Raw genomic sequence first — 12,719 nt, forward strand, 5'->3', positions numbered from 1 at the left:
AAATTGTTATGAGAACGGCAATCTATCCGGGCACCTTCGACCCCCTGACCAACGGACACATGAGCCTGATCCGGCGCAGTTGCCAGGTCTTTGACCGCATTATCGTGGCCGTGGCCGACAATACGCCCAAAAGGCCCCTGTTCAGCCATGAGGAGCGGGTGGCCATGGCCAGGGAAGCCTTGAAAGGCGAGACGCAGGTGGAGGTGGCCCCCTTTTCGGGCCTGACGGTGGAATACGCCGCCAGCCGTGGAGCCTGCGCCCTGCTGCGCGGTCTGCGCGCGGCCTCGGATTTTGAATACGAATTCCAGTTGGCGCTCATGAACCGGCGGCTGCAGCGGCATATCCAGACCGTCTTTCTCATGACCGATTACCAATGGCTGTTCATCAGTTCCACCATTGTCAAGTCCGCAGCCAGCCACGGCGCGGACATCACGGGCCTTGTGCCGGAAAACGTGCGGCAGGCCCTGGAGCAAAAATACCGGGAAGGCGGCGTGCGGCAGGGAACGCCCTGCCTGGCGGCCCCCTTTGGCGGCTTCCGGGTGGACTGAATGCCGCCCTGCCCCCTGCCCGTGATCTGCCTGGCCGGTCCCACCGGTTCGGGCAAAACAGCCACGGCTCTGGCCCTGGCCGAAGCTCTGGGCGGCGAAGTCATCAACGCCGACTCGCGTCAGGTCTACGCGGATTTTCCCCTGACAACGGCCCAGCCCTCGCCGGAGGAGCAGGCCGCCTGCCCGCACCATCTTTACGGATTTTTGCCCACCGGGCAAAAAATCAGCGCCGGAATCTGGGCCGAGGCCGCCACGCGCGCGGCGCGCGAAATTCTTGGACGCGGCCGGGTACCGCTGCTGGTGGGCGGCACGGGGCTCTATTTTCAGGCCCTGCTGCGCGGCATGGCCCTGATCCCTCCTGTGGACCCCTGCCTGACGGCAGCTCTGACCCAAGAGATGGAAGAACGCGGCCCGGCCCCCCTGCACGCGGAACTGGCACAGGCCGATCCCCCCTATGCGGCGCGCATCCACCCCAACGACAGGCAGCGCATTGTCCGCGCTCTGGAAGTCTGGCGCGGTACGGGGCGCACCTTCACCTGGTGGCACGAAAACGCCATGTCGCCCGCGCCCTGCGCAGGCCCCCTGCTGGTTCTGGACGCCTCCCTTGCCTGGCTGGAACCGCGCCTGGCGCGCAGGCTTGACCTCATGCTGGAAGCCGGAGCCGTTGACGAGGCCCGCCGCGCCCTCAAGGCCTGCGACGACGCAAGCGCGCCCGGATGGTCGGGCATCGGCTGCGCCGAGTTGCTGGCCCACCTGAAGGGCCGCCTTGACCTTGGGCAGTGCCGCGCCCTCTGGCTGCACCATACCCGCAGCTATGCCAAACGCCAGATCACCTGGTTCCGGGCGCGGCCCGAAGCCCGCTGGATCGCCCCCGACGCCCCCCAAAACGCGGTTGCCCTTGCGCGCAGCCTGTGGCCCGGCCCCCGCTGACAGTTTCGGGCGCACACGGCGGCGGGCAAAACTGATGAAAATTTTCCCAAAGCCTTCTGTGCCCTTTGCCGAGAAGGTCTTTCAATCCCGCCCCCTCCTTGACGTAGCCCGTTCGTTGAGGTATGGTAGCCCAGTCCGTAATCCTTGCGCAGCAAGGATCGCAGGAGCCGGAGGAATCCCGTCGCGCCATGCGGCGGGCATTGGGGAAATGTCTGGAATACAAAAGGACAAGCACATGAGGAACGGCACATCATTGCTTCTGCTGGCGGCTCTGGCCCTGGCGGGCGCGACGTGTCTGACTGCGCCGGGATACGCTGCGGCCGCGCCCGCAGCCCTGGAGCCGACAGACAGCGGCGCACCATCGGCCATTGTCATGTTTCCGGTCAGTTCAAAGCCCAGTCCCGTGGGTGCGGGCATGAAACCCGTGGTGTTCAACCACCTTATCCACGAGAAAAAGATCGAACCCTGTGAAACCTGCCACCACACGGGCGATCCCGTGTCCTGTAGCAGCTGTCACACGGTCGAGGGCAAGGCCGAAGGCAAGTTCGTCACGCTCGAACGGGCCATGCACGCCACCAACATTGCCAAGCGCGCCAAGGGCATCACCCCGTCCAGTTGTGTGAGCTGCCATGAGCGGCAAACCAAAGAGCGCCGCGAGTGCGCGGGCTGCCACAGCATTGTGACCCCGCAGCGCAAGGAAGACTGGTGCGCCACCTGTCACAACGTCACGCCCTCCATGACTGCGCAGCAGATGCGCATGGGCGCGGCAGACAAGCTCCCCTTCCACCAGAAAGACGCCCTGGCAACGGAAACCGTGCTCGCGCGCAAGCCCGTGCAGCTTCTCACGCCCTTGCAGGCCCCCTACAAGGTGACCATCGACGCGCTGGCCGACCAGTACGAGCCCAGCACGTTCACCCACCGGCGCCACATTGACTCTCTCATGGAGCGCATCAAGGACGACAAGCTGGCCCAGGCCTTCCACAACAAGCCGGAAACCCTGTGCGCCACCTGCCACCACAGAAGTCCGCTTTCGGCCACGCCTCCCAAGTGCGGCAGCTGCCACGCCAAGGATACCAATGCCGAAAACAGCGGACGCCCCAACCTCAAGGCCGCCTACCATCTGCAATGCATGGGCTGCCATCAGGGCATGCAAGTGGCGCGTCCGCGAAATACCGACTGCACCACCTGCCACAAGGCTCGTCCGTAACAGCCCAACTGCACGGAGAATGTATATGAATCGCAGAAAATTCCTGACTTTCATGGGAAGCGCGGGTGTTCTCTCGGCATTGAGCACAGCCAAGGTGGCCGAGGCCGGTGTGCACACCTTTCCCTATTATGCCGACAGCTATGCCGTGCTGCACGACACCACCCGCTGCATCGGCTGCCGCAAGTGTGAAGAGGCCTGCAATATCGTCAACAACCTGCCCAAGCCCCAGAAGCCTTTTTCCGACCTTTCGGTAACGGGCGACAAACGCCGTACCACGGCCTACGAATGGACCGTGGTCAACAAGTACACGGTCAACGGCAAGGACGTGTTCCGCAAGCTCCAGTGTTTTCACTGCAACGACCCGGCCTGCGCCTCGGCCTGTTTTGCCAAATGCTTCAAAAAAGAGCCTGACGGGCGCGTTTCGTACGAAGGTTCGCAGTGTGTGGGCTGCCGGTACTGCATGATCGCCTGTCCTTTCTATGTGCCCGGCTTCCAGTATGACGAAGCCTTTGACCCTCTGGTGCAGAAGTGCACATTCTGCGAACACCGCCTCAAGGAAGGCAAGCTGCCCGGCTGTGTGGAAGCCTGCCCCATGGAAGCCCTGACCTTCGGCCGGCGCAGCGACCTGCTCCGTATCGCGCGGGCGCGCATTGCCGACAATCCCGGAAAATACGTCAACTATGTCTACGGCGAATCCGATGCCGGCGGCACGGCATGGATGGTGCTGGCTCCGGCTGTTCCGCTGTCCTCCGGGGCGGAGGACAAGGGCAAATCCCCGCTTGCGGCATCAGACGCGGCTGCGGACAAGGGCGACGAACTCAAGCAGCTCGATCTGGACGCCCACCTCGGCAACCGCCCCATCGGCGAGCTGACGTACGGCGCGCTGGGAGCCGTGCCCATGATCGTGGCTTTCTGGCCTGTGCTCTTTGGCGGAGCCTACGCCATCAGCAAGCGCCGCGAGGCCATGTACAAGGCCGAGCAGGAAAAGCATGTCAGGGAGGCCAGGGACGATGTGGCCGCGGCTGTTGACGCGGCCGTGCGCAAAATTGAGGAAACCCAGGGGCCGGGCGCCGCAGATACCGCCCGCCGCGCCATGACCGAAGCCCTCAGGGCCAGGGAGGCGGCGTGTCGCCAGGAACACGGGGAGGATAAGTAAATGGAAAACCACAGCATTGTCATTCCCACCAGGAGCAGGCTGTTCAATATCGGCGAGTTCCTGACGCCCACACCGGGCAACATCATTACCGGCATCATTCTGACGGTGGGGCTGGTTCTCACGGTCATCCGCTTTACCATGGGCATCGGCTCGGTCACCAACCTGAGCGACAACCAGCCCTGGGGACTCTGGATCGGCTTTGACCTTCTGTGCGGCGTGTGCCTGGCGGCGGGCGGCTACTTCACCACAGTGGCCTGTTACATCATGGGCGTGAAGCACTTTCATTCCGCAGTGCGCCCGGCCATCACCACGGCCTTTCTGGGCTATCTTTTCGTGGTCATTGCCCTGCTCTACGATCTGGGCCATCCCCTGCGGCTGCCCTTCATGTTCTTCTTTCCCGGCACCACGTCCGTGCTCTTTGAAGTGGGCCTGTGCGTAGCCACCTACGTCACCGTGCTCTTTATCGAGTTTTCGGTGGCGCCCATGGAGTGGCTGTCCTGCCAGTATCCCTGGCTCATCAAGTGGCGCAACCTTGTCATCAAGTGCACCATTCCCCTGACCATCTTCGGCGTGACCCTCTCCACCCTGCACCAGTCCTCGCTGGGCGCGCTCTATCTCATCGCCCCCGGCAAGCTGCACCCGCTGTGGTACTCGCCCTTCATTCCCATGTTCTTCTTTGTCAGTTCCATGGCAGCGGGCGCGTCCATGGTCATTTTTGAGGGCATGCTCGCCCACAGGGGCGTGCACCACTATATGGACAAGACACATTTGCGCGAAGCGGATCAGGTGACCTTCAGCTTTGCCAGAGCCGCCTCGTTCATCCTTTTTGCCTACTTCATGCTCAAGCTCATCGACATGCTGGTGCAGGCCAACATCCCCTACCTGTTCACGGGCTACGGGGCATGGTGGCTGCTGGAAATGCTGGGCTTCGTTCTGCTGCCCGCCCTGCTCTATGCCAAGGGCGCGCGCGAGCGCAGCCTCGGCCTGTGCCGCTTTGCCGCGGCAAATGCAGTGCTGGGCATTGTGCTCAACCGCTTCAACGTGTCCATGATCGCCTTCAACTACGATCTGCCCTCGGCGGAGCGCTATTTCCCCAGTATCTGGGAAATCTGCATCTCCATGTTTGTAGTGACCATGATCGTGACGGCGTATCGCTTCATCGTCTACAACATGCCGGTGCTGTATGAACACCCGCACTTCAGGGACGAGCACTAAACCGCATACGCGAGGAGAATATCATGCACTTCTACACGTTCTATGACTACTTCCTCTACACCAAGAGCTGGGCGTATGTGATGATGTTCATTGTGCTGCCCCTCTATGTGCTGTACTGGAACTTCGTGCTCTTCCCCTCCAAAAAGGGGCGGGGCAACAATACCGACAGCCACTAGGCCGTAACGGCCTCCCAAACGCCACGGGGCCGGAACCTTGCGGTTCCGGCCCCGTGGCCGTACAGCCCCCCCGCCTGGCCGTCTCAAAATTCGAGACCGAGGCTGATGCCGCCCGAGCACGAAAAACTGCGCGTGCGGAAAAGCTTCGCGCCCAGTTCCGCCTGGGCAAAAAACCCGCTGGCATGAGTGGCACGCAGACGGGCCTGGGCCAGCAGGGCGTCCTGACCCGGCAGTTCTGAACGACTTTCAAACTTTACGTTATACTCCTTGAATCTGGCCTGGCTGCAGGCAGAGCCCGCAAGCGCGTCGTGCCGCCAGCCGGCAAGAAGACCCCAGGCAAGCTGTGTGCTGTTGCCCAGTTCCCGCGCAAAATCCGCATGGCCGCCCAGCACAAAAGAAAGGTTGTCCACAGTGGCGGCATCCAGTTTGAGGGCGGAGGCTCCGAAGCCCTTTTCCGTAATGCCTGGGCGCATATTCAGGCTGTATTCCAGCCAGACAAGCGGCCCCGCATCCATGCGGCCCCACGGAGTCAGCCAGGCCCAGTCCTTGCCGCCGCCCGCAAGAAAATCCGCCGTATACCCTGTCCAGCGGCTGTCATGGCTGCGCTCATACCCGTTAAATCTGACGGTACGCCGCATCTGCGTGTCTTCAACGCCCACACGGGCCAGCCCCATGACATAGGCCCCGTCCCACCGCTGCGGCGCGAAACGCAGATGCCCGCCAAGGGAGACGGCCTGACTTGTCGTGGTGATTTCGCCTCCGTTGCGCAACTGTGTGCGGCGGCCGGAAAGCGCCACGTCCAGCCCCGCGGAGAAACCGCTGTCCCACAGGCGCTCAAGGCCAAGGGCCACTCCCGCGCCGGAGGAAACCTGGCTTGCCGAGGAGCCTTCGCCGTTGACCTGGCTGTAGCTGCCAAAGGGCATGGCCCATGCCTGCCAGCTTGAAGTTCCATCGCCGCCGGACACGCCTGTGCCCACGCCGGCCACAGGAGGAGCCACTCCCACAAGGCGCTGGGCAAAAAGCAGATTGGCCTGCTGCTGCACCTCCAGGCCCGCCCGCGCAACGGCATCGTAGCCAGCGGGGCTCAACTGTTCCAGAGCCGGTTCAATGCCGCTCCCCGAGGCATCACTCCAGTCCAGGGCCTGGAGCAGATTGCGCATGTCGCCCGTGGCCTGCCCGGCCACCCGGGACAAGGCGCGCCCCACATCAGCGGTCGTGGCGCTGTGGGCATGGCGGCTGTAGGCATCGGCCGCGCGCCGCAGCGCCACAGTAGCCGCCCCTTTGTCGTCACTGGAAACCAGGCTGAACGTCAGCGTGGGCGACAACGACGTGACGCCCACATTGGCAAACGTGCCAATGAGGTTGCCCGCCTCCACACTGCGCACCGCTTGCGTATAGCCGTCAGGATAAAAGGCCGGCGTGGGAGCAAGATGCAGGCTTCCGTCAAGCTCCGCGGTATCCGCCTTGAGCACGGCATGCCGCCCGTCGGGAGCCATGCTGATGCGCAGAACGCCCTCTGGCTTCTGCACATAGGTTCCCACCTCAAGCGTTGTGCCGCCATAGCCCGGAGCAACCGTGCCCGTGTTCACAACCTGCTTGTGTATTTTGCCGTCGCCCAGCAGCGTGCCGCCCTGGCGCACCACCACATCGCTGTTGATCAGTTCTCCGCCGCTGCCGTCAGCCCTTCTGCTTATGCCCAGAGAACCGCCCTCCACCACGGTTGCCCCGGTATAGTCGTTGGAGCCGCTGAGCACCAGCAGACCCGCGCCGATTTTGCGCAGGCCAATATCCTTGTCTTCCAGTGCCTTGGCGTTTGCATTGCTGTCGCCCGCAGCATCGGATCGAAAATCAGGATGGTGCCAGCCATCATCCCACTTCCGCTCGTCTATGTCATTGCTGAATTCGGCAAAATAGCCTTTGGTGTCAAAAGTCTCCAGCGCGTCCTTCCTGACGCTGTCCAGTTCGGGCAGGGAGCGCACATCGGCAGCCGTCATGCGGTTGGCGTCCAGACGGGCAATGCCGCGCACGGCCTTGCCCGCGTCCAGAAAGCCCTGCCCGAAAACTTCCCACCGGGACAGGAATCGCGTCTCTATCTCCCCGGCATCCACCAGTTCTCCCAAAACCTCCTTCACGTCATCGGGATAGGAGGCCTCCGCAATGGCCTGCTTGAGAACCTCCGGACTCGGGATCGCTCCACCATCGACTCCGGTCACAACAAGCTTTTCGAGCCGGCCGTCATCATCACACCTGTACTGGACAAGATAGTCCGGCGCAGCGAAGGTATCGTCCGCTGTGGTCAGCACGGCATCGGCCAGTTGCTTGCCGGTCATCCAGGGAAAGGCCTGGGCCACCAGCCCCAAGGTTCCGCTCACATAGGGCGCGGCCATGCTGGTTCCACTGAGGTACGCATAGCCGTTGTCGGAGGAGTGCAAAGAATAGATGTCGCTGCCGGGGGCAAACACTGTCCACAGGGCCGCGTCCCCCGCCAGACAGCTGAACCGACTGACTCCGGTGGGACTCACCGTGCGGGTTCCGTCCGCCGCCGTGGCAATGCCTTTTGTGTCCAGGGAACCAACGTTGACCCAAGCCCTCAATTCCGGAAAATAGCGCGGCAGCATGCTTTCGAAACAAGGCGCCGCCTTGCTCTCATTGCCTCCCGCGAACACACTGACCTTGTCATGCAGGTTGAGCCGGGTCAGCTCACGCAGCGTGGAGTTGGAATTATCTTGGAACAATTCGTGAGCATATTCAAGGGTATCCTGGCCGTCGAGGGTGGGATATTCACTACCGCCCCAACTGTTGTTGATGATGCGAACCTCCGGACGCGCGGCAAACAGGGCCTCAACGGCCGGCGCCTGAAGTCCCTCGTCCGCCCCCCCACTGCCTCCGAGGATAGCGACCGAAAACAGGTTGGCGTCAAAGGCCACGCCGTGCATGCCCCGGCCGTCGTGCGCAGCCGCCATGATGCCCGCCACATGGCTGCCGTGATCGTCATCCGCCCAGTTGGGCACATAGGTCTGGCCGGTACTTTTATCCAACGGCAGGGTCATGCCCCTGACCTTACCGGCCAGTTCGGGATGGTCAGCGCGCACAGCAGAGTCAATGATGCCCAGCGTCACGCCCGCGCCGGTGAAGCCCAGAGCATAGGCCTCTGCCGCGCGGAGAAAGTCCAGCCCTGTGCTCCTGCGGTATTCTTCTGTTCTGAAGCTGTCTGCGGTGGCCCCCGCGGCCGGAATTGGCAGAGCCACGGCAAGCAGAAGCAGCAGGACTGGCCCCCCACCCACGGCGCGGCAGAGGCGCGCGACCGAACGCGTTCTCCTTGTTGGAAAAAAGGTTCGGAAAAGGCCCCCCAAAAGGATGAAGAAAAACAGCGGCATATTTCCTCCAGATTGCCTCCGGCCTCTCGGTTTTTTCCCACGGACGCTCACGCGGACGCCCGCGGGCGCGGAATCCGGTGTTGCTTTTTGCATCCATACGTCATGCATGCCCGGCATGACAAGCCGCTGCACGCGCATTCCTGCCCCGGCTCCGCAGTTGCGGCGCGCATCCTTGCCTTGACTTTCCGGTATTCCGCGTCCACAATCAGACAGATAAGGAGGCAAACCGCCATGTGTCTCGCCATCCCCGCCCGTATCGAGGAACTTCAGGGAGAAGGCATGGCCCGCGTGCGCGTGGGCGAAAGCGAAACCTTTCTCACAGCCTCCGTCATGCTTTTGCCGGAACCGCCGCAGGTGGGCGATTATGTCATTGTGCATGCGGGTTTTGCCATGCACACCATGACGCCCCAGGAAGCCCAGGAAAGCCTTGCAGCCCTGCGCGACCTGGCCGAAGCCCTGGAAGGCGCGCCCCCTTCTTTCTGACAAAACGCCGCAACCATATTTGTCCGGAGCGTTTTTTTCGCATCCGGACAGGACAATCACCATGACCGACTACAAAAGCACGCTGAACCTGCCCGCAACCGACTTTCCCATGAAGGCCAATCTGGCCCGCCGGGAGCCGGAAATCCTGAAACAGTGGGAAAACGTCAATGCCTGCGAGGCCATGGTGGCGGCCTCCGGCTCCAGGGGAAGTTATGTGCTGCACGACGGCCCGCCCTACGCCAACGGCCACATCCACATGGGCACGGCCCTGAACAAGATCCTCAAGGACATCATTGTCAAGTCGCGCAACATGGCGGGCTATGCCGCGCGCTATGTGCCCGGCTGGGACTGCCACGGACTGCCCATCGAGCACAAGGTGGAGCAGGAACTGAAGGAAAAGAAAAAAGAACTGCCCCCCCATGTGGTGCGCCGCCTCTGCCGCCAGTATGCGGAAAAATGGATCGACGTGCAGCGCGGGGAGTTTCGGCGTCTTGGCGTGCTGGGCAACTGGGAAGATCCCTATCTGAGCATGACCCCGGCCTATGAGGCGGCCACCGCGCGGGAACTGGCCGCCTTTGTGGACGCCGGTTCCGTGACCCGCGCGCAAAAGCCCATCTACTGGTGCTGCTCCTGCCATACGGCTCTGGCCGAGGCGGAAGTGGAATACGGCGACCACACTTCCCCTTCTGTTTTTGTGCGCTTTCCCCTCCCCGACACGGGCCTGCAAAAAATTTTCCCCCAGGCGGACCCCGCGCGGGCCTGGGTGGTCATCTGGACCACCACCCCCTGGACCCTGCCGGACAATATGGCCGTTTGCCTGCATCCGGAATTTTCCTACGCTCTGGTGGATACGGGCGAAGCGCAGTATCTGCTGGCCGAAGAACTGCTGCCCGCCTGCGAGAGCGTGCTGCGCGCACGCCATCCCCAGGCCGCGCTGCACATTGTGGGGCGCGCGCCGGGCGCGCGCCTGGAAGGTCTTGTCGCCCGCCATCCCTTTTACGACCGGCAATCCCCGCTGATTCTGGGAACCCACGTCACCCTTGAGGCGGGCACCGGCTGCGTGCACACCGCGCCGGGGCACGGCCGGGAAGACTATGACGTTTCCCTCCGCTACGGGCTGGAAGTGCTTTCGCCTCTGGACGATGCCGGACGCTTTCTGCCCTCGGTGCCGTTTTTCGCGGGCCTCACGGTTTTTGAGGCCAACCCCGTGGTCATTGCCAAACTGGAAGAAACAGACACCCTTCTCTCCAAAAGCAGGATCAGCCACTCCTACCCCCACTGCTGGCGCTGCAAGGAGCCGGTCATCTTTCGGGCCACAACCCAGTGGTTTGTGAGCATGGAGAAAAACGACCTGCGCCAGCGCGCCCTCACGACCATCGAAAAGGATGTGGAATGGATTCCCGCATGGGGCCGCGAACGCATCCACAACATGATCGCCTTTCGTCCGGACTGGTGCATTTCGCGCCAGCGGCAGTGGGGCGTGCCCATTCTGGCCCTGCTCTGCGAGGATTGCGGCGCTGCCTGGAACGACCCGGCATGGATGCGCGGCATCTGCGACCGCTTTGCCGCCCACCCCACGGGCTGTGACTACTGGTATGAGGCCGACCTTGCGGAACTCGTCCCCCAGGGGCTTGCCTGCCCGCACTGCGGCGGCCGCAACTGGAAGAAGGAAACGGACATTCTCGACGTCTGGTTTGATTCGGGCACCAGCTTTGCCGCGGTTCTGGAGCAGAGGCCGGAACTCGCCTTCCCCGCGGACCTCTATCTGGAAGGTTCGGACCAGCACCGGGGCTGGTTCCACAGTTCCCTTCTGGTCAGTGTGGGCACGCGTGGGCATGCGCCCTACCGGGCGGTGCTGACCCACGGCTATGTGGTGGACGGCGAAGGGCGCAAGATGTCCAAATCCGTGGGCAATGTCATTGCGCCGCAGGAGCTCATCGAGAAATTCGGCGCGGAAATCGTGCGTTTGTGGGCATCTTCGGTAGAATACCGCGAAGACATCCGCATTTCTGACGAAATCCTGAAACGCCTGGTGGACGCCTACCGCCGCATCCGCAATACCTGCCGCTACCTGCTGGGCAACCTGCACGATTTTTCCCGTGAAGACGTGCTGCCCCTGGACGACCTGCTGCCGCTGGACCGCTTTGCGCTGGACGCTGCGGCCCGCATGCACGAGCGCGTGCAACAGGCATATCTGGATTTCGACTTCCACAAGGTCTACCACTCCCTGCACAAATACTGTGCAACCGACCTTTCTGCCCTGTATCTGGACATTCTCAAGGACCGTCTGTACGCCTCGGGCAAAAACAGCCGGGAGCGCCGCTCCGGGCAAACGGCTCTCTGGCATGTGCTCGGTCTGCTCCTGCGCGACATGGCCCCGGTTCTTTCCTTCACCGCAGAAGAAGTCCTCGGGCACATTCCCCCGGGCCTGCGCGGCGAGGAAAAAACGGTTTTCGCCCTGCCCCCGCTGGCAGCCGACGCTTTTTTCCTGCCCGACGGTCTGCGCGATGACTGGAACGTCCTTCTGGCAGTACGCGGCGCGGTGACAAAAGCCATCGAGCCCCTGCGGCAGGCAGGCACTGTCGGGCACTCGCTGGACACCCACGTCACCCTCTTTCTGAGCGACGAGCTTGCCCGGCGTCTGGAAAGCCTGTATACGGACTTGCGGGCTTTTTGCATTGTTTCCCAACTGGAGCTTGCCCCTCTGGATCAGGCCCCGCAGGACGCCTGCTGCGCCGAAGAGCTGGAAGGTCTCAAAATCAGCGCCGAAAAAGCCCACGGCGAAAAATGCGCGCGCTGCTGGATACACAGCACGCAACTGGGCACACAGCCCGCGCACCCCGCGCTCTGCCCGCGGTGCGCGCGCGTTGTGGCCGAAACGGGTGTATGAATGCGCAAACGCTACGCCCTGCTGGGCGGCACTGCCGCTCTCGTCCTTGTGCTGGATCAGGCCAGCAAGTGGCTCGTGGTGCGGACAATCCCGGAGCACCGGGCAATCACCGTCATTCAGGGTTTTTTCGATCTGGTCAACATCCGCAACCGGGGCGCGGCCTTCGGCTTTCTGAACCGCTCCGACATCGAATGGCAGTTCTGGCTCTTTCTGGCGGCCACGCTGGTGGCTGTGGCGGCCATCATTTCTCTTGTGCGCAATGCCCATGACGAGCCGTGGCTGGTCACGGCCCTGGGGCTGGTCATGGGCGGCGCGCTGGGCAACCTGACCGACAGGCTGCGCTTTCGCGCGGTGGTGGATTTTCTGGATTTCTATTGGAAAGACTGGCACTGGCCGGCTTTCAATCTGGCGGACTCGGCCATACTCACGGGAGCGGTACTGGCCTGTTTTCTGGTCTGGCGCAAACCGCTCCCCGCGCCGGACAGCCGGAGCCGCATGCCCGGCATGACGGGGGAAAGGCCATGATTTTCCACTGGTGGCATGTGCTGTTGCTGATGGTTCCCATGATTCCCACCCTGTGGAGCATCCTGCACATCTGGGGGCACGAGTTTCCCACGCAGCAGCAGCGCGCGCTCTGGCTGGTTCTGGTGGTTTTTCTGCCCGTGGTGGGCGGCATCATCTACATATGCACCGGCCGCAAGCGTGTGCTGGGCAAAGTCCAACCTTCATGACGAGGA

At 62.7% G+C, this 12,719-nt stretch carries 11 protein-coding genes; 10 read left to right on the forward strand and 1 reads right to left on the reverse strand.

All coding sequences use genetic code 11. The annotated features are described in order from the left end of the window. Positions 1-8: 8 nt before the first annotated feature. The 6 genes from coaD to EII23_RS12915 all read left to right on the forward strand — a co-directional run bounded on the left by coaD (position 9) and on the right by EII23_RS12915 (position 5,232). Positions 9-548, forward strand: a complete 540-nt coding sequence (gene coaD, locus EII23_RS07180) for a pantetheine-phosphate adenylyltransferase (RefSeq protein ID WP_124792711.1) — start codon at positions 9-11, stop codon at positions 546-548. Then, positions 549-1,478: a tRNA (adenosine(37)-N6)-dimethylallyltransferase MiaA gene (gene miaA / locus EII23_RS07185; RefSeq protein ID WP_124792712.1), complete on the forward strand. Its 930-nt coding sequence runs from the start codon at positions 549-551 to the stop codon at positions 1,476-1,478. A gap of 235 nt (positions 1,479-1,713) precedes the next feature. After that, positions 1,714-2,685 carry a cytochrome c3 family protein gene (locus tag EII23_RS07190; RefSeq protein WP_124792713.1) on the forward strand — a complete coding sequence of 324 codons (972 nt, stop codon included), beginning with the start codon at positions 1,714-1,716 and terminating at the stop codon, positions 2,683-2,685. Between the two features lie 25 nt (positions 2,686-2,710). Then, on the forward strand, positions 2,711-3,841 hold the full coding sequence (locus EII23_RS07195; RefSeq protein WP_124792714.1) for a 4Fe-4S dicluster domain-containing protein: 1,131 nt from the start codon (positions 2,711-2,713) through the stop codon (positions 3,839-3,841). Next, positions 3,842-5,056 (forward strand): sulfate respiration complex protein HmcC, encoded by a 1,215-nt coding sequence (hmcC, locus tag EII23_RS07200; RefSeq protein ID WP_124792715.1) that lies wholly within the window; start codon positions 3,842-3,844, stop codon positions 5,054-5,056. Between the two features lie 23 nt (positions 5,057-5,079). After that, entirely contained in the window at positions 5,080-5,232 is a 153-nt protein-coding gene (locus EII23_RS12915; RefSeq protein WP_185702329.1) for a hypothetical protein, read from the forward strand. Positions 5,233-5,315: 83 nt separating this feature from the next. Here the strand turns inward: EII23_RS12915 and EII23_RS07205 are convergent, their stop codons facing one another. Continuing rightward, the gene (locus tag EII23_RS07205) at positions 5,316-8,609 is read right to left on the reverse strand and encodes a S8 family serine peptidase (protein ID WP_185702330.1); all 3,294 of its coding nucleotides are present in this window, start codon (positions 8,607-8,609) and stop codon (positions 5,316-5,318) included. A gap of 231 nt (positions 8,610-8,840) precedes the next feature. On the opposite strand from EII23_RS07205, the gene EII23_RS07210 reads away from it, so the two are divergent. The 4 genes from EII23_RS07210 to EII23_RS07225 all read left to right on the forward strand — a co-directional run bounded on the left by EII23_RS07210 (position 8,841) and on the right by EII23_RS07225 (position 12,713). Next, positions 8,841-9,092, forward strand: coding sequence for a HypC/HybG/HupF family hydrogenase formation chaperone (locus tag EII23_RS07210; protein ID WP_124792717.1), 252 nt, complete (start codon positions 8,841-8,843; stop codon positions 9,090-9,092). A gap of 61 nt (positions 9,093-9,153) precedes the next feature. After that, the gene (gene ileS / locus EII23_RS07215; RefSeq protein ID WP_124792718.1) at positions 9,154-11,982 is read left to right on the forward strand and encodes an isoleucine--tRNA ligase; all 2,829 of its coding nucleotides are present in this window, start codon (positions 9,154-9,156) and stop codon (positions 11,980-11,982) included. Continuing rightward, positions 11,983-12,507, forward strand: a complete 525-nt coding sequence (lspA, locus tag EII23_RS07220; RefSeq protein WP_124792719.1) for a signal peptidase II — start codon at positions 11,983-11,985, stop codon at positions 12,505-12,507. It abuts the gene before it with no gap. After that, positions 12,504-12,713, forward strand: a complete 210-nt coding sequence (locus tag EII23_RS07225; RefSeq protein ID WP_124792720.1) for a PLDc N-terminal domain-containing protein — start codon at positions 12,504-12,506, stop codon at positions 12,711-12,713. The genes lspA and EII23_RS07225 overlap by 4 nt, the downstream gene beginning before the upstream one ends. The last annotated feature ends 6 nt before the right edge of the window (positions 12,714-12,719 follow it).

Source organism: Desulfovibrio sp. OH1186_COT-070, from assembly GCF_003860215.1.
In the GTDB taxonomy this organism is placed as follows: Bacteria; Desulfobacterota; Desulfovibrionia; order Desulfovibrionales; family Desulfovibrionaceae; genus Desulfovibrio.

What these genes read in the sequence shown, in the direction of transcription:
- miaA (WP_124792712.1), top strand. Translation starts at nt 549, where the DNA reads ATGCCGCCCTGCCCCCTGCCCGTGATCTGCCTGGCCGGTCCCACCGGT.
- EII23_RS07205 (WP_185702330.1), bottom strand. Translation starts at nt 8,609, where the DNA reads ATGCCGCTGTTTTTCTTCATCCTTTTGGGGGGCCTTTTCCGAACCTTT.
- EII23_RS07190 (WP_124792713.1), top strand. Translation starts at nt 1,714, where the DNA reads ATGAGGAACGGCACATCATTGCTTCTGCTGGCGGCTCTGGCCCTGGCG.
- lspA (WP_124792719.1), top strand. Translation starts at nt 11,983, where the DNA reads ATGCGCAAACGCTACGCCCTGCTGGGCGGCACTGCCGCTCTCGTCCTT.
- EII23_RS07195 (WP_124792714.1), top strand. Translation starts at nt 2,711, where the DNA reads ATGAATCGCAGAAAATTCCTGACTTTCATGGGAAGCGCGGGTGTTCTC.
- EII23_RS07210 (WP_124792717.1), top strand. Translation starts at nt 8,841, where the DNA reads ATGTGTCTCGCCATCCCCGCCCGTATCGAGGAACTTCAGGGAGAAGGC.
- hmcC (WP_124792715.1), top strand. Translation starts at nt 3,842, where the DNA reads ATGGAAAACCACAGCATTGTCATTCCCACCAGGAGCAGGCTGTTCAAT.
- EII23_RS12915 (WP_185702329.1), top strand. Translation starts at nt 5,080, where the DNA reads ATGCACTTCTACACGTTCTATGACTACTTCCTCTACACCAAGAGCTGG.
- EII23_RS07225 (WP_124792720.1), top strand. Translation starts at nt 12,504, where the DNA reads ATGATTTTCCACTGGTGGCATGTGCTGTTGCTGATGGTTCCCATGATT.
- ileS (WP_124792718.1), top strand. Translation starts at nt 9,154, where the DNA reads ATGACCGACTACAAAAGCACGCTGAACCTGCCCGCAACCGACTTTCCC.
- coaD (WP_124792711.1), top strand. Translation starts at nt 9, where the DNA reads ATGAGAACGGCAATCTATCCGGGCACCTTCGACCCCCTGACCAACGGA.